General features: G+C 69.7%; 26 protein-coding genes and 1 pseudogene. 16 read left to right on the top strand and 11 right to left on the bottom strand.

The window, feature by feature from the left end; all coding sequences use genetic code 11:
* Positions 1 to 153: 153 nt before the first annotated feature.
* The gene (locus BW41_RS13930; protein ID WP_051583509.1) at positions 154 to 852 is read left to right on the top strand and encodes a PAS domain-containing protein; all 699 of its coding nucleotides are present in this window, start codon (positions 154 to 156) and stop codon (positions 850 to 852) included.
* Here the strand turns inward: BW41_RS13930 and BW41_RS13925 are convergent, their stop codons facing one another.
* From BW41_RS13925 to BW41_RS13910, 4 genes are all read right to left on the bottom strand, one after another.
* Positions 853 to 1,128: a hypothetical protein gene (locus BW41_RS13925; RefSeq protein WP_051583508.1), complete on the bottom strand. Its 276-nt coding sequence runs from the start codon at positions 1,126 to 1,128 to the stop codon at positions 853 to 855.
* Between the two features lie 55 nt (positions 1,129 to 1,183).
* Entirely contained in the window at positions 1,184 to 1,366 is a 183-nt protein-coding gene (locus BW41_RS13920) for a hypothetical protein (RefSeq protein WP_037535114.1), read from the bottom strand.
* Positions 1,367 to 1,429: 63 nt separating this feature from the next.
* Entirely contained in the window at positions 1,430 to 2,389 is a 960-nt protein-coding gene (gene dapF / locus BW41_RS13915) for a diaminopimelate epimerase (protein ID WP_200870435.1), read from the bottom strand.
* A gap of 74 nt (positions 2,390 to 2,463) precedes the next feature.
* Positions 2,464 to 2,892: a DUF6456 domain-containing protein gene (locus BW41_RS13910; RefSeq protein ID WP_037535112.1), complete on the bottom strand. Its 429-nt coding sequence runs from the start codon at positions 2,890 to 2,892 to the stop codon at positions 2,464 to 2,466.
* 95 nt (positions 2,893 to 2,987) lie between these two features.
* On the opposite strand from BW41_RS13910, the pseudogene BW41_RS13905 reads away from it, so the two are divergent.
* Together BW41_RS13905 and BW41_RS13900 are read left to right on the top strand one after the other, a co-directional pair.
* Positions 2,988 to 3,437, top strand: a pseudogene (locus BW41_RS13905) (helix-turn-helix domain-containing protein); the annotation flags it as partial.
* Positions 3,438 to 3,595: 158 nt separating this feature from the next.
* Positions 3,596 to 5,440: an ABC-F family ATP-binding cassette domain-containing protein gene (locus BW41_RS13900; protein WP_037535111.1), complete on the top strand. Its 1,845-nt coding sequence runs from the start codon at positions 3,596 to 3,598 to the stop codon at positions 5,438 to 5,440.
* Positions 5,441 to 5,802: 362 nt separating this feature from the next.
* Here the strand turns inward: BW41_RS13900 and BW41_RS13895 are convergent, their stop codons facing one another.
* Positions 5,803 to 6,243: a hypothetical protein gene (locus BW41_RS13895; protein WP_235199772.1), complete on the bottom strand. Its 441-nt coding sequence runs from the start codon at positions 6,241 to 6,243 to the stop codon at positions 5,803 to 5,805.
* 28 nt (positions 6,244 to 6,271) lie between these two features.
* The gene (locus BW41_RS13890) at positions 6,272 to 6,838 is read right to left on the bottom strand and encodes an HNH endonuclease (RefSeq protein ID WP_037535110.1); all 567 of its coding nucleotides are present in this window, start codon (positions 6,836 to 6,838) and stop codon (positions 6,272 to 6,274) included.
* 119 nt (positions 6,839 to 6,957) lie between these two features.
* Here BW41_RS13890 and gluQRS point away from each other — a divergent pair, with 119 nt between their 5' ends.
* The 7 genes from gluQRS to BW41_RS21625 all read left to right on the top strand — a co-directional run bounded on the left by gluQRS (position 6,958) and on the right by BW41_RS21625 (position 12,060).
* Positions 6,958 to 7,830, top strand: a complete 873-nt coding sequence (gene gluQRS, locus BW41_RS13885; RefSeq protein ID WP_037535125.1) for a tRNA glutamyl-Q(34) synthetase GluQRS — start codon at positions 6,958 to 6,960, stop codon at positions 7,828 to 7,830.
* Positions 7,831 to 7,833: 3 nt separating this feature from the next.
* Positions 7,834 to 8,064, top strand: coding sequence for a twin transmembrane helix small protein (locus tag BW41_RS13880; RefSeq protein ID WP_037535109.1), 231 nt, complete (start codon positions 7,834 to 7,836; stop codon positions 8,062 to 8,064).
* 5 nt (positions 8,065 to 8,069) lie between these two features.
* Positions 8,070 to 8,618: a cob(I)yrinic acid a,c-diamide adenosyltransferase gene (locus tag BW41_RS13875; protein WP_037535108.1), complete on the top strand. Its 549-nt coding sequence runs from the start codon at positions 8,070 to 8,072 to the stop codon at positions 8,616 to 8,618.
* Between the two features lie 136 nt (positions 8,619 to 8,754).
* Positions 8,755 to 10,005, top strand: a complete 1,251-nt coding sequence (gene egtB / locus BW41_RS13870; RefSeq protein WP_037535107.1) for an ergothioneine biosynthesis protein EgtB — start codon at positions 8,755 to 8,757, stop codon at positions 10,003 to 10,005.
* Positions 10,005 to 10,982, top strand: a complete 978-nt coding sequence (egtD, locus tag BW41_RS13865; RefSeq protein ID WP_037535106.1) for an L-histidine N(alpha)-methyltransferase — start codon at positions 10,005 to 10,007, stop codon at positions 10,980 to 10,982. The genes egtB and egtD overlap by 1 nt, the downstream gene beginning before the upstream one ends.
* A 65-nt stretch (positions 10,983 to 11,047) precedes the next feature.
* Positions 11,048 to 11,917, top strand: coding sequence for a 3-hydroxybutyryl-CoA dehydrogenase (locus BW41_RS13860; RefSeq protein ID WP_037535105.1), 870 nt, complete (start codon positions 11,048 to 11,050; stop codon positions 11,915 to 11,917).
* Positions 11,914 to 12,060: a hypothetical protein gene (locus BW41_RS21625; RefSeq protein ID WP_200870433.1), complete on the top strand. Its 147-nt coding sequence runs from the start codon at positions 11,914 to 11,916 to the stop codon at positions 12,058 to 12,060. Before BW41_RS13860 ends, BW41_RS21625 begins: the two co-directional genes overlap by 4 nt.
* Before the next feature lie 172 nt (positions 12,061 to 12,232).
* Here BW41_RS21625 and BW41_RS13855 read toward each other — a convergent pair whose 3' ends face one another.
* The 4 genes from BW41_RS13855 to ykgO form a co-directional block, all read right to left on the bottom strand.
* A complete protein-coding gene (locus BW41_RS13855) occupies positions 12,233 to 13,555 on the bottom strand; it encodes an amino acid permease (protein WP_081793102.1) in 1,323 nt (440 codons plus the stop codon).
* 10 nt (positions 13,556 to 13,565) lie between these two features.
* Complete coding sequence (locus tag BW41_RS13850; RefSeq protein ID WP_037535104.1) at positions 13,566 to 14,900, bottom strand: NupC/NupG family nucleoside CNT transporter; 1,335 nt, start codon at positions 14,898 to 14,900, stop codon at positions 13,566 to 13,568.
* 517 nt (positions 14,901 to 15,417) lie between these two features.
* Positions 15,418 to 16,056, bottom strand: coding sequence for an HAD family hydrolase (locus BW41_RS13845; RefSeq protein ID WP_327195598.1), 639 nt, complete (start codon positions 16,054 to 16,056; stop codon positions 15,418 to 15,420).
* 10 nt (positions 16,057 to 16,066) lie between these two features.
* Positions 16,067 to 16,192 carry a type B 50S ribosomal protein L36 gene (ykgO, locus tag BW41_RS13840; RefSeq protein ID WP_003046794.1) on the bottom strand — a complete coding sequence of 42 codons (126 nt, stop codon included), beginning with the start codon at positions 16,190 to 16,192 and terminating at the stop codon, positions 16,067 to 16,069.
* A gap of 136 nt (positions 16,193 to 16,328) precedes the next feature.
* On the opposite strand from ykgO, the gene BW41_RS13835 reads away from it, so the two are divergent.
* From BW41_RS13835 to BW41_RS13810, 6 genes are all read left to right on the top strand, one after another.
* Entirely contained in the window at positions 16,329 to 16,931 is a 603-nt protein-coding gene (locus BW41_RS13835; RefSeq protein WP_037535102.1) for a DUF4136 domain-containing protein, read from the top strand.
* 130 nt (positions 16,932 to 17,061) lie between these two features.
* Entirely contained in the window at positions 17,062 to 18,171 is a 1,110-nt protein-coding gene (locus BW41_RS13830; protein WP_037535101.1) for a M14 family metallopeptidase, read from the top strand.
* The gene (locus BW41_RS13825; protein WP_037535100.1) at positions 18,171 to 18,635 is read left to right on the top strand and encodes a GNAT family N-acetyltransferase; all 465 of its coding nucleotides are present in this window, start codon (positions 18,171 to 18,173) and stop codon (positions 18,633 to 18,635) included. Before BW41_RS13830 ends, BW41_RS13825 begins: the two co-directional genes overlap by 1 nt.
* A 20-nt stretch (positions 18,636 to 18,655) precedes the next feature.
* Complete coding sequence (gene gpmA, locus BW41_RS13820; protein ID WP_037535099.1) at positions 18,656 to 19,342, top strand: 2,3-diphosphoglycerate-dependent phosphoglycerate mutase; 687 nt, start codon at positions 18,656 to 18,658, stop codon at positions 19,340 to 19,342.
* Positions 19,343 to 20,021: 679 nt separating this feature from the next.
* A complete protein-coding gene (gene purE, locus BW41_RS13815; RefSeq protein ID WP_271299944.1) occupies positions 20,022 to 20,498 on the top strand; it encodes a 5-(carboxyamino)imidazole ribonucleotide mutase in 477 nt (158 codons plus the stop codon).
* Positions 20,498 to 21,553 carry a 5-(carboxyamino)imidazole ribonucleotide synthase gene (locus BW41_RS13810; protein WP_037535097.1) on the top strand — a complete coding sequence of 352 codons (1,056 nt, stop codon included), beginning with the start codon at positions 20,498 to 20,500 and terminating at the stop codon, positions 21,551 to 21,553. The genes purE and BW41_RS13810 overlap by 1 nt, the downstream gene beginning before the upstream one ends.
* Positions 21,554 to 21,563: 10 nt before the next feature.
* Here the strand turns inward: BW41_RS13810 and BW41_RS20155 are convergent, their stop codons facing one another.
* Positions 21,564 to 22,034 carry a TonB family protein gene (locus BW41_RS20155; RefSeq protein ID WP_051583507.1) on the bottom strand — a complete coding sequence of 157 codons (471 nt, stop codon included), beginning with the start codon at positions 22,032 to 22,034 and terminating at the stop codon, positions 21,564 to 21,566.
* Positions 22,035 to 22,211: the final 177 nt, after the last annotated feature.

The raw sequence follows: 22,211 nt of genomic DNA, 5'->3' as shown, positions 1-22,211 counted from the left end.
ACAATCGGTTTCATTGCAGATACAGGCGGAGAGGACGGCCAACGGCACGCGCGGGCGGATCGGTGCGGGCGACGGTCAGCTTTCCGGCGGGAACGGCAGAGACGGCATGACGCACGATCATAACCGATTAAACCGAAACGATTTTTTATGAGGATGGCGTTGGGACCCGCGGCGCACGGCCTGATCCGCTCGGATCTGACCGTCGTCGACATCGACTCGGCCTATGAGTCGATCCTCAGCCTGCCGCGTGGCGCGATTATCGGTCACAGCGTCCTCGACACGCTCGCCGCCGCCGATCGCCCCGCCGGCGAACGCCAGCTCCGCCATATCCTCGACAGCGGCGAGGCGCGATTCTTCACCCATCGCCATGCGCGGGCCGACGGCAGCATCCTGTGGGTCAACCTCCACGTCTCGCGGATCGGTGCACAGGGTGACTGGCAATTGGCGGTGACCTGCCAGCCGTTGCGTGAACCCGACGTCTCGCCGTCGGCGGTCGAGGCGCAATGGCGGATGGCGCGGATGCTGCTGACCGCGATCGGCCACGGCAAGCGCGCCTTCGGCCAGGCGCTGATGGGCAATCCCGCCACCGAGATCATGCTCAGCGCCTATGTCGCGGAGGCGGAGGCCCGCGCGATCAACGGCGGCGAGATCGCGCGGCGGATCACCGTCGACTGGCTGCTCGCGCGCCGCTGGCTGCTCGCGCTCGGCAATGCCGGTTTCATCGAGCTCGAACGCCCCGGGCCGATCACCGACGATACGCCGATCCGCCTCAGCCCGCAGGCGCTGGCGATGCTGGAGACGATCTTCGGTTCGCTGCTCTCGGTCGCCCAGGGCATGCCCGTCGAGGCGTGATCAGCGCGCCTTGCGCCGGCGCAGCGCCAGCCGCATCCGCGCCAGCCAGCTGCGCGGCAGCGGCGGCCGCAGCGGTGCGATCAATGGCTCGAACTCATGCGGCTCGAACGGCACATGCGCCAGGTCGAGCATCAATCCGGTCACGTCCTTCGACAGGGTCGCGTGATTCTCGGCGTCATAGGTCGCGCGCAGCGCCTGGCCGAGCGGTTGCAGCTTCGCCTCCTGCCGAAGGCGCGATGGGTCCCGTCCGTTACTGCCGTCGTCGCCGCCATCCATGATTGCCGCCCTCGTCCGCATCCTTGAACGACTGGCGCGGGCAAGGGTTCATCGGTCAATCGGCCGCATCGTCCTCGCTGCCCGCGTCCGCCGTCGGCTCGCCGCCGCCGTAGCAGCGATCGAGATAGTGGTTGGCGATGATATAGTGGGCCCGCACCGCTTCGGGATGGGTCGCGCGCTGGGCCAGTTCCAGTTCGGTTTCCGCCCGTGCGTAGAAGTAGTTCGTGTCGTCGCGCATGTCCGTCGCTTTCCGGCGATACCGCGTATCGCAATTCCTATAACGTTTCGGCGCCCTGCCGGATCAACGGCTCGCCGCATCGGCGAGCCTGGCCCAGGCGGCGATCTCGGCGTCGCAATGCGCCGCGACCGTCAGGTCGCCCGCCCGCGCCTGCGCCGTGTCGACGCTGACCGAGCCGCGCCATTCCCAGGTCGCATTGCCCGACAGGCTGACCATCGCATCCCGCGCCACCTGCGCCCGCACCAGTCCGCCCTTGTTGAACACGGTGATCGCCGCGTCATACGCCAGCCGCCCGGTCAGACAGGCGGCGAAGGCCGAGGCGGCCATCGCGCTGCCGCAACTGTCGGTCAGCCCGACGCCGCGTTCGAACGTCCGCACGAACAGCGCCTGCGTATCCGCGTCGGCGTCGCGCAGCTCGACGAACGAGACATTGGCGCGGTTGGGCAGCCAGTCGGGCGCCGCTTCGCAGCTTTCGCCGATCGCGACCAGCTCCGCCTCGTCGATCCGGTCGACGAAGGCGACGAGATGCGGATTGGGCATCGCCACCGCGGTGAAGTGCCGGTCCGAGCCGAGCGGTGCCACCGGCGCATCGACGATCCGCCCGCCCGCGCCGTGCAACGGCCAGGCGGCGGCGTCGAGATCCGCCGGCCCCGCCGTCTCGCGTATCGTATAGACGTCGGGCGCCAGCGCCGCGTCGCGCGCCACCGTCGCGCGCGAGGTCTTGAGCTGCACCGTCGCCCGATCGATGCCCAGCGCCTCGAACCCCATGCGTGCGACGCAGCGGAGCCCGTTGAGGCATGTCTCCGCCTCGCTGCCGTCGGAATTGAGCATCGTCATCGCGAAGTCGGCGCCGTCGCCGGCGTCGCGGAACAGCAGCAGCCCGTCGCCGCCGACCGGCCCGCGCCGATCGGCGAGCGCCCGCGCCACCGCCGCCCATTCCGCCGCCGGCAGGGCGATGCCGCGCGCGTCGATCAGGGGAAAGTCGTTGCCCGATCCATGGCATTTGACGAAGTCGAAGCGCACCACATCCATTCCCGCTGCGACCCTGCGGGCCGCTTATGTTCTCTCTGGCGGCGCCGTTACACCCGCCGGGCCGCTCACGGCAAACGATAATGATCCGCCAGCCGGTCGAGAGCGAGCGTCAGCACCAGCCGCCCGGCGCGCGCCGGCCAGCCGAGCGCCTTTTCGGCGGCGGGCAGCCCTTCGCCCGCGCAGATTACCCGCCACGCGACGTCGGCGAGTCCCCGCCCCGCCGCCGCCAGCGCCGCATCGAACCGGCGCTTGGCGGCGATCTGCGCGGTGGTCGGGTCGAGTCCCTCGCCGCCGCCGTCGACGCGATCCGCCCAGCGCATCGTCACCCGCGGTCCGAGCGCCGCCGTCTCATAATCGCCGCGCAACCGCTCCCCCGCCTCGAACTGCCGCGCATCGACCAGCCCGCGCGCGCGCAGCCAGCCGAGCGGCGATTCGGCGACGTTCACCGTGACGTGACGCCCGCTCGCCAGCACCTGATTGACCAGATCCCGCATCCTGTCCTCCTATTGCCGAGTCGCCAGTCTCTTGCCACAACGTCAGCTTTGTAGGACAGGTGAATAACCACATCGGTTAAAAAAAGGGGCGTTCGATGATCACCGCCATCCGGGAAGTCCGCCGTGCCAAGGGCATGACGCTCGATGCGGTCGCACGGGCCTGCATCCCGCCGACCACGGCCCAGACGATCGGTCGGCTCGAGACGGGACCGCGCCCCGTCTCGGTCGCCTGGCTCACCCGCACCGCCGCCGCGCTCGGCGCCGCGCCCGCCGATCTCGTCACTCTGCCCGATCGCGCCACCCTGCCCGTCGCCGCGACGCTCGACGCCGACGGTGCGCATGCGCCGCGCCAGTCGCTCACCCTGGTGCCGCCCGAGCCGTCCGCGGGCAGCGTCGCGATCTCGGTCGACGGCAGCGTCGGCGACTATCGCGCCGGCGACGCGATCTGGTGCGAGCTGCGCACGCCCGACCGGTTCGGCGAGGCGCTCAACCGCGACGTGCTCGTCCCCGTCGCCGCCGGCCGCTTCCTCTTCGCCCGCCTGATCCGCGCGCTGTGACGATTCGGCAGCAGCGCCGTGCGCGCTGAGCGTGTCGAAGCGCCGACGGCCGTGACGGACAGGCCGGGGGCGGTTCCGTTCCCGACCGCACGCCGGTCCGCCCGCACCGCTTTAGCTGCAACGCAACATCTGCTACAGCGCGCGCCATGCTCAACCTCAACGGCATCACCGTGCGCCTCGGCGGCCGCACGATCCTCGACGGCGCGACCGCGGCGCTGCCGCCGGGCAGTCGCGTCGGCCTGATCGGCCGCAACGGCGCCGGCAAGTCGACGCTGGTCCGCGTCATCGCCGGCATGCTCGAACCCGACGACGGCACCGCCGACATGCCCAAGGGCGCGCGGCTCGGCTATATCGCGCAGGAAGCGCCGTCGGGCACCGCGACGCCGTTCGAGACGGTGCTCGCCGCCGATACCGAGCGCGCCGCGCTGATGCTCGAATCGGAGACGAGCGAGGACCCCGACCGGCTCGGCGACGTCTACGAGCGGCTAATCGCGATCGACGCCTATACCGCGCCGATGCGCGCCGCGCAGATCCTGCTCGGCCTCGGCTTCGACGAAGAGATGCAGCAGCGCCCGCTCGACAGCTTCTCGGGCGGCTGGAAGATGCGCGTCGCGCTCGCCGCGCTGCTGTTCTCTCAGCCCGACCTGTTGCTGCTCGACGAACCGTCCAACCACCTCGATCTCGAAGCGGTGATGTGGCTGGAGGACTTCCTCGTCGGCTACAAGGCGACGATCGTCGTGGTCAGCCACGAGCGCGACTTCCTCAACAATGTCGTGGATCACATCCTCCACCTGCAGAACGGCAAGATCACGCTCTACGCCGGCGGCTACGACAGTTTCGAACGCCAGCGCGCCGAACGGATGGCGCAGCTCGCCGCCGCCAAGGCCAATCAGGATGCGCAGCGCGCCAAGCTGCAGGATTATGTCGCGCGCAACTCGGCGCGCGCCTCGACCGCCAAACAGGCGCAGAGCCGGCAGAAGATGCTCGCCAAGATGCAGCCGATCGCCGAGCTCGCCAACGATCCGACGCTGTCGTTCGACTTCCCCGATCCCAGCGAGCTGCGCCCGCCGCTGATCACGCTCGACATGGCGAGCGTCGGCTATGCCGAGACACCGATCCTCAAGCGGCTCAACATGCGGCTCGATCCCGACGACCGCGTCGCGCTGCTGGGGCGCAACGGCAACGGCAAGACCACGCTCGCCCGCCTGCTCGCCGCGCAGCTGGCGCCGATGGACGGCGCGATGAACGCGAGCGGCAAGATGAAGGTCGGCTATTTCACCCAATATCAGGTGGAGGAGCTCGACGCCGACGATACGCCGCTCGAACATATGACGCGGATCATGAAGGGCGCCAGCCCGGCCGCGGTGCGCGCGCAGCTCGGCCGCTTCGGCTTTTCCGGCGACAAGGCGGTCGGCAAGGTCGGCCGGATGTCGGGCGGCGAGAAGGCGCGGCTCGCGCTGGCGCTGATCACCCGCGACGCACCGCACATGCTCATCCTCGACGAGCCGACCAACCACCTCGACGTCGATGCGCGCGAGGCGCTGATCCAGGCGCTCAACTCCTACACCGGCGCGGTCGTGCTGGTCAGCCACGATCGCCACATGCTTGAGATGACCGCCGACCGGCTGGTGCTGGTCGACGGCGGCACCGCGCGCGAATTCGACGGCAGCCTCGACGATTACATCGCCTTCGTGCTCGCCGGCGACAAGCAGGACGAGCCCAAGGCGAAAAAGGGCAAGGCCAAGCCGTTCGACCGCGACGCCGACAAGGCCCGCCGAAAGACGATCCGCGACTGCGAGGCGGAGATCGCCCGCCTCACCACCGACCGCAACGCGCTCGACCGCGCGATGTTCGATCCCAAGACCGCCGAGCCCAAATTCGCCAAACTGGCGATGAGCGAGCTGATGAAGCGTCGCGCCGACGTGCAGGCGCAGATCGAGGCGGCCGAAGCGACGTGGCTGGAGGCGACAGAGGCGCTGGAGGCGGCGTGAGGGGGCACGACGGGCGGTAAGCCTGCGACAGCTCCCGGCGATCGCTGACGGCGCGATCGTTGCGTTCATCCGGGTGTGGCAGCGCGGCCGGAGACCCTGCTAGGCCGTGACGAAAGCCGGCGTCGCTTGCCCAAGCACCCGTGTTCCTGCGCATGCAGGAACCCAGGGTCAAGCAGAGTAACGGCGTGTAATCTCTGCGACCCTGGGCTCCTGCGTCCGCAGGAGTCCAGGAGCGATACCGCAAAGGTCTCGCAATCCACCGACCGTTCGATCCGACGCCTGGCTCCGCAGTGATCGCACCGGAGCCGGTCGTGCATCGCCGCCGCCGGGCGCGCCGACGGGCCACCGCCCGCTCCGCGCCCTCACCCCCCGCTGTTCCCGAGCGGATCGCCCGGCACCGGCGTCGTCGGTCGCGCGGTCGGGGAGCGGCCGGCGGCGCGGGCGGCGCGCCATTCCTTTTCCTCTTCGGAGGTGACGGTGCCGTCGTGGTTGAGGTCCATCTGGTCGAATCGCTTGAGCGTGCCTTCGTCCCATTCGATCAGGCTGATCACGCCGTCGCCATTTCGGTCGAGGCCCATCAGGCGGCTGTTCTGGCGGGGCAGCTCGGTCTTGTCGAGCCGGTCGTCGGCGTTGCGGTCAAGCGCGCGGAAACGCCGCTCCATCGTGCTGGTGAAGTCGACGCGGCTGGTCACCGCCGGGGGCACGAAGCCGGCGGCATTGGCGTCCGCCTGCGCCATCTTCTCCTGGCGCTCGCCGCAGCCGGCCAGCATTGCCGGTATCGCGAGCGCCGCCGCGATCATCATCCCCGTCCGCAAACCCGGTCTCCGTTCGTTACGCTTCCAGCTCAACGTCCCAGTAGAGCCAGTCGTGCCATGTGTCGTGGAGATAGTTAGGGGGGAAGGCGCGGCCATGTTCCTGCAAATGCCAGTTGGTCGGCCGGATCGGCTCGACATACAGCGGCATATGCGCCTGTTTTGGCGTCCGCCCGCCCTTCTTGAGGTTGCACGGCGCGCAGGCGGTGACGACATTCTCCCACGTCGTCCGCCCGCCCTGCGCGCGCGGCACGACATGGTCGAAGGTCAGGTCGCGCCCGACGCCGCAATATTGGCAGGCGAATTTGTCGCGCAGGAACAGGTTGAAGCGGGTGAAGGCGGGAAAGGCCGAGGGGCGCACATATTGTTTGAGCGCAATTACCGAGGGCAGCTTGATCTCCGCGGTCGGGCTGCGCACGGTGCGTTCGTAATGCGCGACGATATCGACCCGGTCGAGGAACACCGCCTTGATCGCGGTCTGCCACGGCCAGACGCTGAGCGGATAATAGGACAGGGGCGTGTAGTCGGCGTTGAGTACCAGCGCCGGACAAGAATCGGGGTGACGGATCAGATCGGGATGAAACACGGCTCCTCCCACGGATTACCCGCAGGCCCTGTCGCCCACGAGAGTGACGCTGGTATGACAGCACGCCCGATTGATGGCGGTCAAGCCTTGTGCGGCAGGCCGCGCCCGGTGGCGCGCCGATGACGGCCGTCGTCACCCGCTTCGCGCCGAGCCCGACCGGGCGGCTCCACCTCGGCCATGCCTATGCGGCGTTGCAGGCGCACGACCATGGCCGCGCCGCCGGTGGCCGCTTCCTGCTGCGCATCGAGGATATCGACGGCACGCGCAGTCGCGAGGAGCATGTCGCCGGCATCGTCGAGGATCTCGCCTGGCTCGGCCTCGCCTGGGACGGGCCGGTGCTGCGCCAGTCGACCCGGCTCGCCGCCTATCGCGCGGCGCTGGCGGCGCTGCGCGAGCGCGACCTTCTCTATGCCTGTTTCTGCACGCGCGCCGATATCGCCGCGAGCGCGTCGGCGCCGCATCACGGGCCGGACGGGCTGGTCTATCCCGGCACCTGCCGGCATCTGCCGGCCGCGGACACGGCGGCGCGCATCGCCGCCGGCGTGCCGCATGCGTGGCGGCTGGCGGTCGACCGGGCGGTCGCGGCGGCGGGGCCGCTCGACTGGCATGATGCGATCGCGGGGCGGCAGCGCGCCGATCCGGGCGCGTTCGGCGACGTCGTGCTGGCGCGCAAGGATGCCCCGGCGAGCTATCACCTGGCGGTGACGATCGACGATGCCGCGCAGGGCATCACCGATGTCGTGCGCGGGCGCGACCTGATGCGCGCCACCGACATCCACCGCTTGCTGCAGGCGTTGCTCGGCCTGCCGACGCCGCGCTACCGCCATCACCCGCTGCTGCTCGGCCCCGACGGCACGCGGCTCGCCAAGCGCAACGGTGCGCCGGCGCTCGCCGATCTGCGTGCCGCGGGAGAGGACGGGCGGGCGCTGGCGGCGGCGTTGCGCGATGGCCGGCTTCCCATTGGCTTTATGGTGGCGAGCGCTTACCTATAGCGGATGAACACCTTCCTCGTCCTGCTGCTGATCGCGGCGATGCTGGCGACGGTGGTCGCGCTGGTGCGTGGCGTCATCGCCTTCCTTCAGGAATCGCATGCGCAGGTGCGCGGCGGCGAAGGGCCGTCCGCCGCCTCGCTCAAGTCGAACAAGATGATGCAGATGCGCATCTTCTTCCAGGCGCTGGCGATCCTGATCGTGGTGCTGATCCTGTTCCTCGCCGGCCGCACCTGACCGCCTTGGTCAAGCTCAACCGCATCTACACGCGCACCGGCGACGCCGGCACCACCGGGCTGGTCGACGGGTCGCGCGTCTCCAAGGCCGATCCGCGCATGGCGGCGATCGGCGACGTCGACGAGGCGAACAGCGCGATCGGCGTCGCCGTCGCCGCGCTCGGCGAGCGGGCGCCTGCGGCGGCGCTGCGCGTCATCCAGAACGACCTGTTCGATCTCGGCGCGGACATTGCGACGCCCGCGGGGATCGACGGCGCGCTGCGCATCGTGCCGGCACAGGTCGCGCGGCTCGAGTCGGAGATCGACGCGATGAACGCCGGTCTCGCGCCGCTGACCAGCTTCATCCTGCCCGGCGGCGACGCCGGTGCCGCGGCGCTCCACCTCGCCCGCGCGATCGTCCGCCGCGCCGAGCGCAGCGCGGTGGCGGCGGAGGGGCTCAACGCGCCGGCGCTCGCCTATCTCAACCGCCTGTCGGACTGGCTGTTCGTCGCGACCCGGGTCGTCAATGGCGCCGGCGCAGGCGACATCCTCTGGCAGCCGGGAGCGAGCCGCTAGCTGATACGGCGCGGGCGGGCTTCCCCGCCCGACGTTTTCCGCCAACCCGCGGGAACAAATCCGCAAGCTGCTGCAACCCTTTGGCGTTTCATGCGTCATCCTGATCTGCGGCAAGCCGCACCGGGGAGGGTTTGCCATGTTGAAGATCGCTCCCGCACCGCGTGCCGCCCTTGCCGAGCGGTTCCGCCATGTCCGTGCGCTCACCCTCGCGCTCGCCGCGCCGCTGTCGGATGCCGATGCCACCGTCCAGTCGATGCCCGATGCGTCGCCGACCAAATGGCATCTTGCGCACACCACCTGGTTCTTCGAAACCTTCGTGCTGCGCGACCATGTCGCCGGCTACCGCCTGCACGACGAGCGCTTCCCCTTCCTGTTCAACAGCTATTACGAGGCGGAGGGGCGCCGCCACGCGCGCGACCGCCGCGGCATGATCACCCGCCCGTCGCTCGACGAGGTGCGCGCCTATCGCGCTCATGTCGACGATGCCCTGCTCGCCGCGCTCGACGACCTGCCCGACGCCGCGCGTGAGCTGGTCACGCTCGGCTGCCATCACGAGGAGCAGCATCAGGAGCTGCTCGTCACCGACATCCTCCACCTGTTCGGCGAGAATCCGCTCGAGCCGGCGATCTGGCCCGCCGCGCCCAAGGTACCGGTGGCGATGCCCGGGCCGATCGGCTGGATCGACCATGCCGGCGGCATCGTCCGCATCGGTCACGGCGGGGAGGGCTTCGCCTTCGATTGCGAAGGCCCGCGCCACGATGCCCTGCTCGCGCCACATGCCATCGCCGACCGCACCGTCACCAACGGCGAATGGGCGGCGTTCATCGCCGACGGCGGCTATCGCGATCCCGCTTACTGGCTCGCCGACGGCTGGGCGTGGGTCAAGGCGGAGGGTATCGCTGCGCCGCTCTATTGGGAGCAGCGCGACGGCACGTGGACGAGATTCGGCCTCGACGGGCGGCGCCCGATCGACCCCGCCGCGCCGGTGACGCACGTCAGCCTCTACGAGGCGGACGCCTATGCGAGCTGGGCCGGCGCACGGCTGCCGACCGAATTCGAATGGGAAGCCGCGGCGCAGGCGCACGACAGCCATGCCGGCAACCAGATGGACGCCGCAGGGCCGGTCGAGCCGCGCCCCGCCGCCGGCCCCGCCTTCTTCGGCGACGTCTGGGAATGGACCGGCAGCGCCTATCGCCCCTATCCCGGCTTCCGCCCGGTCGCAGGCGCGGTCGGCGAATACAACGGCAAGTTCATGAGCGGCCAGTTCGTGCTGCGCGGCGGCAGCTGCGCCACCCCGCGCGGCCATGCCCGCGCCTGCTACCGCAACTTCTTCTACCCGCACCAGCGCTGGCAGTTCACCGGCGTGCGGCTCGCCAAGGATCTGTAATGCTCAAGCCCGAAGTCGAGGACGGCGAGCAGTCGCTCGCCGATCCGCAATTCCGCGCGGACGTGCTCGCCGGGCTCGAACGCCGCCCGCGCGCGATCCCCGCGCGCTGGTTCTACGACCGCCGCGGTTCCGAACTGTTCGAGGACATCACCAGCGTCCCCGAATATTATCCGACGCGGACCGAGACCGCGATGCTCGAACACGTCTGTGCCGAGGTCGCCGAGGTGGCGGGGCGCGGCCGCGCGGTGGTCGAGTTCGGTTCGGGATCGTCGCTCAAGACGCCGCTGCTGCTGCGCTGCACCGACCCATCCGCTTATGTGCCGATCGACATCTCCGGCGATTTCCTTCGCGAATCGTCGCTGACGCTCGCCGAGGCCTTCCCGGGCCTGCCGGTGCTGCCGTTCGAGGCGGACTTCATGCGCCCGCTGACCCTGCCGCGCGCGGTGGCGGATACGCCCAAGCTCGGCTTCTTCCCCGGTTCGACGATCGGCAACATGATCCCGCTGATGGCGGTCGACCTGCTGCGCACGATGCGCGCCTCGCTCGGCGAGGGCGCGATGCTGCTGATCGGCATGGACCGGATCAAGGACGAGGCGACGCTGGTCGCCGCCTATGACGATGCCGGCGGCGTCACCGCGGCGTTCAACCGCAATCTGCTCGACCGGATCAACCGCGAACTCGCCGGCACCATCCCGGTCGACGCCTTCGCGCACGAGGCGCGCTGGAACGACGACCGCGCGCGGATCGAGATGCACCTCGTCGCGACGCGCGACGTCGCCTTCACCGTCGACGGCCGCCCCTTCGCGATTGCCGAGGGCGAGAGCATCCACACCGAGAACAGCCACAAATACGGCTCGCGCGACGCGCGCATCCTGCTGCGCTCGGGCGGCTGGACGCCGATCCGCGAATGGACCGACCCCGACGGCCTGTTCGGCCTCTATCTCGCCGAGGCGCAGGCGGAACGTCCCGCGCCCTGATGCGCGCCGCTGGCAGCCGCGCCGAAACCGGCTATGGCCGGCGGCAAAGCCAATAGGAGACGGACATGCAGGCAGTGGGAGTGATCGGGTCGGGCCAGATGGGCGCCGGCATTGCCCAGGTTTCGGCAGCGGCGGGCTATCGCGTGCTGCTCAGCGACGTGTCGATCGAGCGCGCCGAGGCGGGCAAGGCGGGCATCGCCAAATTGCTCGCCCGCGCCGTCGACAAGGAGAAGATCGACGCGGCGACGCGCGACGCGACGCTCGCCCGCATCGAACCGGTCGCCGCCCTTGCCGCCATGGCCGAATGCGGCCTGGTGATCGAGGCGGCGACCGAGCGCGAGGAGATCAAGCGCGCCATCTTCGCCGAGGTCGGCACGGTGCTCGGCCGCGACGCGATCCTCGCCTCCAACACCTCATCGATCCCGATCACGCGGCTGGCGCAGAGCACGCCCGATCCGGCGCGCTTCATCGGCGTTCACTTCTTCAACCCGGTGCCGGTGATGGGGCTGATCGAGGTGATCCGCGGCCTCGCCACCGCCGACACCACCGTCGCCGCGATCGAGGCCTATGCGGACCGGCTCGGCAAGGCGGTGGTGCGCGCCAATGACGCGCCCGGCTTCATCGTCAACCGCGTGCTGATGCCGATGATCAACGAGGCGATCTTCGCGCTCGGCGAGGGCGTCGCGACGATCCGCGACATTGACCTCGCCTGCCAATTGGGCCTCAACCATCCGATGGGCCCCCTGACGCTCGCCGACTTCATCGGCCTCGACACCTGTCTCGAGATCATCCGCGTCTTGTTCGACGGCACCGGCGATCCCAAATTCCGCCCGGCGCCGCTGCTCGTCAAATATGTCGAGGCCGGCTGGTACGGCCGCAAGACCGGCCGCGGCTTCTACGACTATAGCGGCGCGACCCCGGAGCCGACACGATGAGCCTCGACGATACGATGATCGACACGCCCGACGGGCCGATGACATTTAAGGAATGGAAGAAGAAAAATCCGGTGCAGCTCCCCTCGCGCCGCACCAAGGGCAAGGACCTGCCCAACAAGGTGAAGATGCGCACCGACGAATAAGGTCCGTCCGCCCTGCCCTTTGCCATCCCCTTCCCTTCGTCATCCCCTTCCCTTCGTCATCCCGACGAAAGTCGGGATCCATGGTCACGGCGCCTCCGCTTGTCTCGCGCATCATCAGCGTCGCGCGTCCATGGATCCCGGCTTGCGCCGGGATGACGAATGGGGGGGAACGTCAGCGAGACACCGCACCGCGGAACCACACCGCATACACCCCCGCCAGCACGCCAAGAAACGGCAGACCATATACCAGCGTCAGCGCGAACGGCGCGGTGAACGGCGTCGTCAGCAGGATCGCCAGGATCGCCACAGCGCCGGCAATGCTCGTCCACGGATAGCCCCACAGCCGGAACGCCGCCGGAGCCCCGTGCCGCCGCCGGAAGGCGAGATGGGTGACGAAGATCATCCCCCAGGTGAACAGCGCGCCGAAAATCGACACCGCGATCATCACCCCGAACGCCGCCTCCGGCCGCCAGGCATAGACGCCGCCCGCCACCCCGATGCCGCCCGCCGATACCAGCAGCGCCGCCGCCGGCACCCCGCGCCGGTCGACGCGCGCCAGGCCTGCGGGCGCAAGGCCGCTCTCGGCGAGGCTGAACAGCATCCGCGACGCGGCATAGAGCTGGCTGTTCATCGCCGACAGCGCCGCGATCAGCACCACCGCGTTGAGCACGCCCGCGGCATAGGGCACGCCGGTCGCCTGCATCACCGTGACGAACGGGCTCGTCGCCGTCCCCGCCTCGCGCCACGGCACGATCGCCAGCATCACCGCGAGGCTGCCGAGATAGAAGAGCGCCAGCCGCAGCATCGTCGAGCGGAAGGCGCGGACGATCGCGCGTTCGGGATCGCGCGCCTCGCCCGCCGCGACCGCGATCATCTCGATGCTGATATAGCTGAAGATCGCGACGATCACCGCGGTCCAGATCCCGCCCAGCCCGTGCGGCGCGAAGCCGCCGGCATCGGTATAGTGGCTGAAGCCGACGCCGCGCGCCGCGATCATCCACAGGCCGATCGCGACGAAGACCAGGATCGCCGCGATCTTGATCGCCGAGAAGACATATTCGACCGCGCCGAACAGACGCACGCTGGCGAGGTTGACGCCGAGCAGCGCCAGCGAAAAGCCAGCGATCCACCACAATCCCGGCACGCCCGGCGCCCAGTAGCGCATGTAGATCGCCACCGCGGTCACCTCGGTGCCGATCGCCAGGATCACCGCCGCGGCATAGGCATAGCGGACGAGGAAGCCGGCGAAGCGGCCGAGATAGCGTTCGGCGAACAGCCCGAACGACCCCGTCGCCGGGTCCGCCACCGTCATCTCGGCAAGGCAGCCCATCAGCGCCAGCGTCACCAGCCCGCCGATCGCATAGCTGACCAGCACCGCCGGTCCGGCGAGCCCGATCGCGAGGCCGCTGCCGAGAAACAGCCCGGTGCCGACCGCGCCGCCGATTGCGATCATCGCGAGCTGGCCCGGTCCGAGCGTACGGCGGAGGCCGGTCATCCTGCCCGGCTCAGCCGATCAGCAGCCCGGCGAGCGCCGCGCTCATCAGATTGGCGAGGCTGCCCGCCGCCAGCGCGCGCAGGCCCAGACGCGCGATCGTCGGCCGCTGATTGGGGGCGAGGCTGCCGGTCACCGCCATCTGGATCGCGATCGACGAGAAATTGGCGAAGCCGCACAAGGCGAAGGTCACCACCGCGATCGTCCGCGCGCTGAGCTGCCCGGCCTGTTTGCCGAGATCGATATAGGCGACGAATTCGTTGAGCACGATCTTCTCGCCGAACAGCCCGCCGGCGATCCCCGCCTCGTTCCACGGCACGTTGAGCAGCAGCATCACCGGCTGGAAGACATAGCCGAGCAGCGCCTGGAAGCTCAGCCCCGGCAGCCCGACCAGCCCGCCGAGCGCGCCGAGCAGCCCGTTGGCGAGCGCGACCAGCGCGACGAAGGCGAGCACCATCGCGCCGACCGCCACCGCCAGCCGCACGCCGGTCTGCGCGCCCTGTGCCGCCGCCATGATGAGATTGGCGGGCTTTTCCTCGTCATGCGTCGCCTCGGGCAGCGGCTCGCCGGGCGTGCCTTCGGGCAGCAGCGCGGCGGGGCCGGCGCCGCTGATCCGCGCCTCGGCGAGGCGGACGTCGCGCGGCGCGCCGGGCTGGTCGCCGAGCGGCAGCTCGCCCTCGGGCGGAAGGCGACGGTCGGGCATGATGATCTTCGCCATCAGGATCCCGCCCGGCGCCGCCATGAAGCTCGCCGCGAGCAGATATTCGATGCGGATGCCCATCGAGGCATAGGCCGCGAGGATCGTCCCCGCGACGCCCGCCATGCCGCTGGTCATCACCGTGAACACCTGCGGCGGGGTGAGGCCGGCGAGATAGGGGCGGATCACCAGCGGCGATTCGCTCTGGCCGACGAAGATGTTCGCCGCCGCGCACAGGGATTCGACCTTGGAGGTGCCGATCACCGTCTCGATCGCGCCGCCGACCCAGCGCACCACCACCTGCATCACGCCGAGATAATAGAGGATCGAGACGAGGCTGGCGAAGAAGATGATGACGGGCAGCGCCGCGATCGCGAAACTCTGCCCGCCGATCTCGGGCGCGGCGAGCTTGCCGAACAGGAATTCGGTGCCGCGCTGCGAATAGCCGAGCAGCGCCGCGACCCCCGCCGACGCGCCGGCGAGCGCCTGCCGCCCCGGCCCCCAATAGAGCACGACGGTGGCGATCAGCGCCTGCAACGCGAAGGCGGCGCCGACGACGCGCAACCGGATCGCCCGGCGATCGGCGGACAGCGCAACGGCAATGGCGAGAATGACGAGGATGCCGGCGACGCCGATCAGGATACGGTGCATGGAAGATCCCGCGGGGAAACACACGCCGCCCCCCGGCGACGTCGCCGCACCATACAGTGGCTTTTTCAGGAGGCTAGCGGCGAATGGGATGAGGGCGGCGAGCGAACGTCCTATCCCGGCCCAGCCATGCCGCGCGCCAGCTCCGTCTTCCCCTGCCCCGTACCCCCTAACGTCGTCATCCGCTAACGGTGTCATCCCCGCGCAGGCGAGGCCTCTGCGACAGTAGCAACCTGACCTGCTCACGTACCACCCCGGCGCAGGCCGGAGTCCAGTTTGGTGAAGCTTTGCAATCAGTTACAAAGGCCTCCCAACTGGGCCCCGGCTTGCGCCGGGGCGGTTTCGAAACGTTCGCAGAGGTCTCGCACAGGCGGGGATCCAGACGCGCGGGTCTTCGATCGAGCCGCACCGTCAGCGTCTCGGGATTCCCGTCTGCGCAGGGATGGCGATAAAGCTGGGAATGACCGGAGAAGCGAGCAACAGCAACGGCAGCCTCGGCCCACTGCCCCGATCCGCAGGCCTACGCCGCGACCAGCCCCAGCGCCGCCAACTCCGCCCGCAGCGTCGGTGCGTCGGTGAAGTGCAGCGCGATCAGCCCGACGCTGCGTGCGCCGGCGATATTGGCGGCATTGTCGTCGATGAACACCGTCCGCGCCGCCTCCAGCCCGAACCGGTCGAGCGCCAGCCGGTAGATCGCCGGGTCGGGCTTGACCATCTTCTCGACCCCCGAGACGACGATGTCGCGGAAGCGATCGAACATCGCCGCCTCGCGCGCGCGGAACGGCGGCCAGAATTCGTGGCTGAAATTGGTGATCGCGAACAGCGGCACGCCCGCCGCGTCGAGTGCGTCGACCAGCGCCGGCGTGCCGGGAATGGGATCGCCGATACTCTCCAGGAAGCGCGGTCCCCAGGCGGCGATCAGCTCGGCATGCTGCGGATGCAGCGCGACGAGCTCCGCCGAGGTATCGGCGAAGTCGCGTCCGGCATCATGCTGGAAATGCCAATCGTGCGTGACGACGTCGCGCAGGAATGCATCGAGCGCCCGATCGTCGTCGATCAGGCGCCGGTAGAGGATCCGGGGATCCCAGTCGTACAGGACCCGGCCGACATCGAAGATCACCGCCGTCGGAACGGCGGCAGCGACATCGGCCGCGGGCACGCCCAAAGGCTTAGCCCTGGCGCGCCTTGAAGCGACGGTTGGTCTTGTTGATGACGTAGGTACGGCCGCGACGACGGATCACGCGGTTGTCGCGATGACGGTCCTTGAGCGACTTCAGGCTATTGCGGATCTTCATGATCGATTCGCTTCTTTTCGAGATTGACGGTGTCGGTGAAAGCGCGAGCGCCTAAGCGTGGAGGCTGCAATAGTCAAGCAACGCAGGCCGCGTTAGAGCGTTTCTCAGACGCAACGTATCGCAAAGGTCCCCCGCCATGATCCTCCGTCCGTTCCTCGCGCTCGGCGTCGCCGCCGCGGCTCTTGCCGGTTGCGCGACCACCGCGTCGCTGCCGCCGACGGACGTGATCCGCTATCATCTCGGCGCGCCGATCGCGCGCGGCACGGTCGCGGTCGAGCCGCTGTCGGGCGGCAGCCCGGCGAGCCTCGAATTCAAGACCTATGCCGCCGCGGTCGAGGCCGAATTGCTCAAGGTCGGCTATACGCTGCCGCCGCAGGGCGCGACGCCGGACTATGTCGCTTCGGTCGCCTTCACCCGCACCAGCCGCGAAGGCCCGCCGCGTCAGTCGCCGGTCAGCATCGGCCTCGGCGGCGGCGGCTTCAGCGGCGGGCGGCGCGGCGGCGGCGTCGGGCTGGGCGGCGGCATCGGCTTCCCGATCGGCCGCAGCCGGCCGACCGAATTGCTCGTCGCCGAGCTGGCGGTGACGATCAAGCGCCGCGCCGACCAGTCGCCGGTCTGGGAGGGCAAGGCGCAGGGGGTCAGCGACATCAAGGGCGCCGACCAGCAGGCCGGCCGCCTCGCCCGCGCGCTGTTCACCGGCTTCCCCGGCGAATCGGGGCGGACGATCTCGGTGAGGTAATCCTTGACCCTCACCCTTCCGCGGCGACGCCCCTCCCTCTCCCATCGGGAGTATCGGGAAAAGACGCCGAAGGCGGCGAAGGGTGAGGACCGCGACGTCCCGTAACAAACATCCTCCATCAGGCAGTCCCATGACCCTCAGCATCAACGCCGCCTTCGACGGCGGCAACATCCGTGTCGTCGGAATCGACGGCGATCAGGTCGATCTCGAGATCGTCCGCGATCACCGGTCCGATTTCTTCCAGTGGTTCTACTTCCGCGTCGCCGGCGCGGGCGGACGGCGGCTGCGCTTCCGCATCGTCAACGCCGGCCAGTCGGCCTATCCGTTCGGCTGGCCCGGCTATCAGACACGGGTCAGCACCGATCGCCGCGCATGGCGGATGATCGAGACGCGCTATGACGATGGCGTGCTGTCGTTCGATTACGACGCCGCGGGCGACCTCGCCTGGTTCGCCTATTTCGCGCCGTTCACGATGGAGATGCACCACGATCTCGTCGCGCGCATCGCCGCGCGGCCGGGGGTGACGCATCGCGAACTCGGCACTTCGCTCGACGGGCAGAGCATCGACTATCTGCGCATCGGCGACGGGCCCAAGCCGGTCTGGCTCTATGCGCGCCAGCACCCCGGCGAATCGATGACCGAATATTGGATGGAGGGCGCGCTCGACTGGCTGACCAGCCCGGCCGCCGCGCCGCTGCTCGCCAAGGCGACGGTGCACGTCGTCCCCAATATGAATCCCGACGGCACGCGCCGCGGTCATCTGCGCACCAATGCGGCGGGGGTCAATCTCAACCGCGAATGGCATGCGCCGGCGCCCGATCGCAGCCCCGAAGTGCTCTGCGTCCGCGATGCGATGGACGCGACCGGCGTCGCCTTCGCGATCGACGTCCATGGCGACGAGGCGATCCCGGCCAATTTCATCGCCGGCTTCGAGGGGATACCGAACTGGACCGAGGACCATGGCGCCAAATTCTACGATTTCGGCCGCCGCCTCGCCGCGCACACGCCCGATTTCCAGACCGAGAAGGGCTATGAGAAGTCGAGCGCCGGCAACGCCAATCTGTCGATGTCGACCAACCAGCTCGCGCACCGCTTCGGCGCGGTGTCGGTGACGCTGGAGATGCCGTTCAAGGACCATGACCCCAATCCGGACGCCGAATTCGGCTGGTCGCCCGAACGCTCGCGCCGGCTCGGCGTCGCGTGCCTGGAGGTGCTGACCGAGATGATCGACACGATCTGATGGAGATCCGCCGGGACGATCCCGCCGCGCCGCACGTCGCGGCGCTGCTCGCCCACCATCTCGCCGAATTGCGCGGGCATATGGCGGATTTCGCCTTCGCGCTCGACGCCGGCGGCCTGTCCAGGCCCGACGTGACCTTCTGGACCGCGTGGCGCGACGGCACGCTCGCCGGCTTCGTCGCGCTGAAACAGCTCGATCCGTACCATGGCGAGGTCAAGTCGATGCGCGCCGCCCCGGCGATGCGCGGCACCGGCGTCGGCCGCGCGCTGCTTGGCCATGTCGTCGCCGAGGCGCGCCGCCGCGGCTATCACCGGCTCAGCCTCGAAACCGGCACCGCCGCGCTGCATGCGCCGGCGGTCGCGCTGTATCGCAGCGCCGGCTTCATCGACACCGGGCCGTTCGCCGACTATCGCCCCAGCCCGCACAACCAATTCTTCGCCCTCGACCTTCGGGCCGAGCCTTAAAGCGTAAAGGGAGCCTTTCGATGCCGCGCCTCGTCCTGATCCGCCACGGCCAGTCCAGCTGGAACCTCGAAAACCGCTTCACCGGCTGGTGGGACGTCGACGTCACCGAGAAAGGCGCCGCCGAGGCGCGCGCCGCCGGCGAGCTGATGGCCGCCAAGGGCCTCGACTTCGACATGACCTTCACCTCGCTGCAGACGCGCGCGATCAAGACGCTCAACCTCGCGCTCGAGGCGATGGGGCGGCTGTGGCTGCCGACCGAGAAGGACTGGCGGCTCAACGAGCGCCATTACGGCGGGCTCACCGGCCTCGACAAGGCGGAGACGGCGGCCAAGCACGGCGACGAACAGGTGCATATCTGGCGCCGCAGCTTCGACGTGCCGCCGCCGCCGCTCGAGCCGGGCAGCGCCTATGATCTGTCCGCCGACCGTCGCTACGCCGGCATCGCCATCCCCGCCACCGAGAGCCTCAAGGACACGATCGCTCGCGTCCTGCCCTATTTCGAGGAGCGGATCGCCCCGGCGCTGCGCGACGGCCAGCGCGTGCTGATCTCCGCGCACGGCAATTCGCTGCGCGCTCTGGTCAAGCATCTGTCGAACATCCCCGACGATGCGATCACCGGGCTGGAGATCCCGACCGGCCAGCCGATCGTCTACGAACTCGACGACGCACTCCAGGCGACGGATCGTTATTATCTGAACGAGCGGTAAGCAGCGAGGCGGAGGCGATAGTAGGGACGATCGCTCGGTCCACGCGTCCTGAAAGGTACAGTGCTCCCGCGAAAGCGGGAGCCCAGTGTTCTTTTTCCCACAATCCGTTGTTCTGCTTGGCCACGGGATTCCCGCCTGCGCGGGAATACTGAGCTAGTCTCGGCGTCGCCCCAGAAACGCGCCGTCACTCCGGACGTGTTCCGCGGCGCACCGCCCCCACCTTACCACTCCGGCGAAGGCCGGGGTCCAGTTGGGTGAAGCCCCGCCAACGGCCACGCCGGTTGCCATCCGGGTCCCGGCCTTCGCCGGGGCGGTTCGCTCCTCCCCTAATCGGCGCCCCGTAATCGGCGTCATGCCTGCCTCGTCCCGGCATCCACGGTTCCGCAGCAGCGGCCGCCGTCAAGATCGCGGCACGGTGGATCCCGGACCCAGTCCGGGATGGCGAAGCGCCCGCGGAGGCGGAGCCAAGGCCAAGGCACAGCCCCCTGTCCTACACGTCCCGCCGGCGCTATACCCACCCCGCTCTGTCTCATCGTGACTTCGATCGTCACCGAATTCGAAACGATCGGCCCGGATCGTTTCGATCAAGGTGTCCATCTTGTCCATGTTGCCCAAAATACAGGCAAGGCCAGGGATGCGGACCGTTGCCCTCCCCGTCGGCTGCGGCTAACCGCCGATGATGACTTTGGTCGGCATCATCATGGGTTCGACGTCCGATTGGGACACGATGCGGCATACGGCGGCGGTGCTCGCCGAACTCGACGTGCCGCACGAGACCAAGGTCGTCTCGGCGCATCGCACCCCGGACCGGCTCTATGACTATGCCAAGGGCGCGGCGGGCCGCGGACTCAAGGTGGTGATCGCCGGCGCGGGCGGCGCGGCGCATCTGCCCGGCATGGCGGCGGCGATGACGCATCTGCCGGTGCTCGGCGTGCCGGTGCAGAGCAAGGCGCTGTCCGGCCAGGACAGCCTGTTGTCGATCGTCCAGATGCCCGCCGGCATCCCGGTCGGCACGCTGGCGATCGGCAAGGCGGGCGCGGTCAACGCCGGGCTGCTCGCCGCCGCGATCCTCGCGACGCAGGACGAAGCGCTGTCGCAGCGCTTGCAGGCCTGGCGGCAGCGGCAGACCGAGGCGGTCGCGGACGAGCCGGCCTGATGCTCGCCCCCGGCAGCACGATCGGCATCCTCGGCGGCGGCCAGCTCGGGCGGATGCTCGCCGTCGCCGCGGCCCAGCTCGGCTATGCCACGCACATCCTCGCCCCCGACGACGAGAGCGTCGCCGCGCAGACCGCCTCGCAGCTTACCCGCGCCGAGTATGACGACCGCGACGCGCTCGCCGCCTTCGCCGGCGCCTGCGACGTCGTCACCTATGAGTTCGAGAATATCGACGTCGCGCCGGTCGAATGGCTGGCGGCGCGGGTCGCCGTCCACCCCGCCCCCGCCGGCCTGCGCGTCGCGCAGGATCGCATCGCCGAGAAGCGCTTCGTCGAGACGGTCGGCGGCCGGCCGGCGCCCTGGGCGGCGGTAGCGAGCGAGGCCGATCTCGACGCCGCGATCGCCCGCATCGGCTGCCCGGCGATCCTCAAGACGACGCGCTTCGGCTATGACGGCAAGGGCCAGGCGGTGATCGCCCGCCCAGAGGAGGCGGCGCAGGCCTGGGCGGCGATCGGCGGGCCGGCGGTGCTCGAGGGATTCGTCACCTTCAGCCACGAATTCTCGATCCTCATCGCGCGCGGGACCGATGGCGCGACCGTCCGCTATGCGCCGCCGCACAACGTCCATCACGAGGCGATCCTGCGCAGCTCGACCGTCCCCGCGCCGGCGGCGATCCGCGATCAGGCCGAAGCGGCGACCGCGCTCGCCTGCCGCATCGCCGCCGAGCTCGACTATGTCGGCGTGCTCGCCTGCGAATTCTTCGCCACCGCCGACGGGCCGGTGTTCAACGAAATGGCGCCGCGCGTCCACAATTCGGGCCATTGGACGATCGAGGGCGCCGAGACCTCGCAGTTCGAGAACCATATCCGCGCGATCTGCGGCCTGCCGCTCGGCAGCACCGCGCTGACCGGGACGCAGGTGCGGCTCGACAATCTCATCGGCGACGATCCCTGGCAACCGGCGCTCGCCGAGGCGGGGGCGCACGTCCATCTCTACGGCAAGGGCGAGCCGCGGCCGGGTCGCAAGATGGGGCATATCACCCGCGTCACGCGCTGACCGCTCACCGCTATCGCTTGCGCAGCGGCGGCGTATCGAAGGCGACGGGAACGAGGATCGGCAGCGCGACGACCTTGCCGTTGCGCAGCACCGGCCGGATCCGGAACAGCGGTTGCATCGCCAGCGCCGCGGCGCCGAACCCCATGTCGGCGGGGGTTTCGATCAGCACGACGCACCGCTCCGGCCGGCCCGAGCGCGGCACCGCGCAGGCGAGGATCACCCGCCCCGAGATATGCCGCCGCACCGCCTCGGCAGGCCAGAACCGGCGCAGCTCGGCATCGGTCGGCCGATAGATCCACGACGCCTTGGCATAATGCGCCTTGCCGTCGCCGCCGGCGCCGCTCCCCGCCCCCAGGCCGACGCCGCTCCCCTCACCGGCGCCCGTGCCCGCCGTCCCGCTGCCGGCAAGCTGCACGACCGCCGAATCGCTGCCGAAGGGGGAGACGAGGCTCGGCGGCGGCGGCAGCGGCGGGGCGAGCACGTCCGGCGTCGTATCGACCTGCGGCGCCGGCGCTGCTGCCGGTGGTGATCCGCCCGCGGGCGCGGCACGGGGCGGCGGCGCGGCGCGTGCCGGCGGCCGGGGGCGGGGCGGAGAACCGGGGCGCGGCGCTGCGGCCGCTGCCGTCGCTGTCCGCCTTGACCCTGCCGACGCGGCTGC

Source organism: Sphingomonas sp. RIT328 (assembly GCF_000632225.1).
GTDB lineage: Bacteria > Pseudomonadota > Alphaproteobacteria > Sphingomonadales > Sphingomonadaceae > Sphingomonas > Sphingomonas kyungheensis.
This window is presented reverse-complemented; position numbering and strand designations above follow the sequence as displayed.

What these genes read in the sequence shown, in the direction of transcription:
- BW41_RS13855 (WP_081793102.1), bottom strand. Translation starts at nt 13,555, where the DNA reads ATGACCGGCCTCCGCCGTACGCTCGGACCGGGCCAGCTCGCGATGATC.
- BW41_RS13900 (WP_037535111.1), top strand. Translation starts at nt 3,596, where the DNA reads ATGCTCAACCTCAACGGCATCACCGTGCGCCTCGGCGGCCGCACGATC.
- BW41_RS13835 (WP_037535102.1), top strand. Translation starts at nt 16,329, where the DNA reads ATGATCCTCCGTCCGTTCCTCGCGCTCGGCGTCGCCGCCGCGGCTCTT.
- BW41_RS13910 (WP_037535112.1), bottom strand. Translation starts at nt 2,892, where the DNA reads ATGCGGGATCTGGTCAATCAGGTGCTGGCGAGCGGGCGTCACGTCACG.
- BW41_RS13895 (WP_235199772.1), bottom strand. Translation starts at nt 6,243, where the DNA reads ATGATGATCGCGGCGGCGCTCGCGATACCGGCAATGCTGGCCGGCTGC.
- BW41_RS13860 (WP_037535105.1), top strand. Translation starts at nt 11,048, where the DNA reads ATGCAGGCAGTGGGAGTGATCGGGTCGGGCCAGATGGGCGCCGGCATT.
- gluQRS (WP_037535125.1), top strand. Translation starts at nt 6,958, where the DNA reads ATGACGGCCGTCGTCACCCGCTTCGCGCCGAGCCCGACCGGGCGGCTC.
- BW41_RS13925 (WP_051583508.1), bottom strand. Translation starts at nt 1,128, where the DNA reads ATGGATGGCGGCGACGACGGCAGTAACGGACGGGACCCATCGCGCCTT.
- BW41_RS13880 (WP_037535109.1), top strand. Translation starts at nt 7,834, where the DNA reads ATGAACACCTTCCTCGTCCTGCTGCTGATCGCGGCGATGCTGGCGACG.
- ykgO (WP_003046794.1), bottom strand. Translation starts at nt 16,192, where the DNA reads ATGAAGATCCGCAATAGCCTGAAGTCGCTCAAGGACCGTCATCGCGAC.
- BW41_RS13930 (WP_051583509.1), top strand. Translation starts at nt 154, where the DNA reads ATGGCGTTGGGACCCGCGGCGCACGGCCTGATCCGCTCGGATCTGACC.
- BW41_RS13825 (WP_037535100.1), top strand. Translation starts at nt 18,171, where the DNA reads ATGGAGATCCGCCGGGACGATCCCGCCGCGCCGCACGTCGCGGCGCTG.
- BW41_RS21625 (WP_200870433.1), top strand. Translation starts at nt 11,914, where the DNA reads ATGAGCCTCGACGATACGATGATCGACACGCCCGACGGGCCGATGACA.
- BW41_RS13810 (WP_037535097.1), top strand. Translation starts at nt 20,498, where the DNA reads ATGCTCGCCCCCGGCAGCACGATCGGCATCCTCGGCGGCGGCCAGCTC.
- egtD (WP_037535106.1), top strand. Translation starts at nt 10,005, where the DNA reads ATGCTCAAGCCCGAAGTCGAGGACGGCGAGCAGTCGCTCGCCGATCCG.
- BW41_RS13920 (WP_037535114.1), bottom strand. Translation starts at nt 1,366, where the DNA reads ATGCGCGACGACACGAACTACTTCTACGCACGGGCGGAAACCGAACTG.
- BW41_RS13830 (WP_037535101.1), top strand. Translation starts at nt 17,062, where the DNA reads ATGACCCTCAGCATCAACGCCGCCTTCGACGGCGGCAACATCCGTGTC.
- gpmA (WP_037535099.1), top strand. Translation starts at nt 18,656, where the DNA reads ATGCCGCGCCTCGTCCTGATCCGCCACGGCCAGTCCAGCTGGAACCTC.
- egtB (WP_037535107.1), top strand. Translation starts at nt 8,755, where the DNA reads ATGTTGAAGATCGCTCCCGCACCGCGTGCCGCCCTTGCCGAGCGGTTC.
- BW41_RS13850 (WP_037535104.1), bottom strand. Translation starts at nt 14,900, where the DNA reads ATGCACCGTATCCTGATCGGCGTCGCCGGCATCCTCGTCATTCTCGCC.
- purE (WP_271299944.1), top strand. Translation starts at nt 20,022, where the DNA reads ATGACTTTGGTCGGCATCATCATGGGTTCGACGTCCGATTGGGACACG.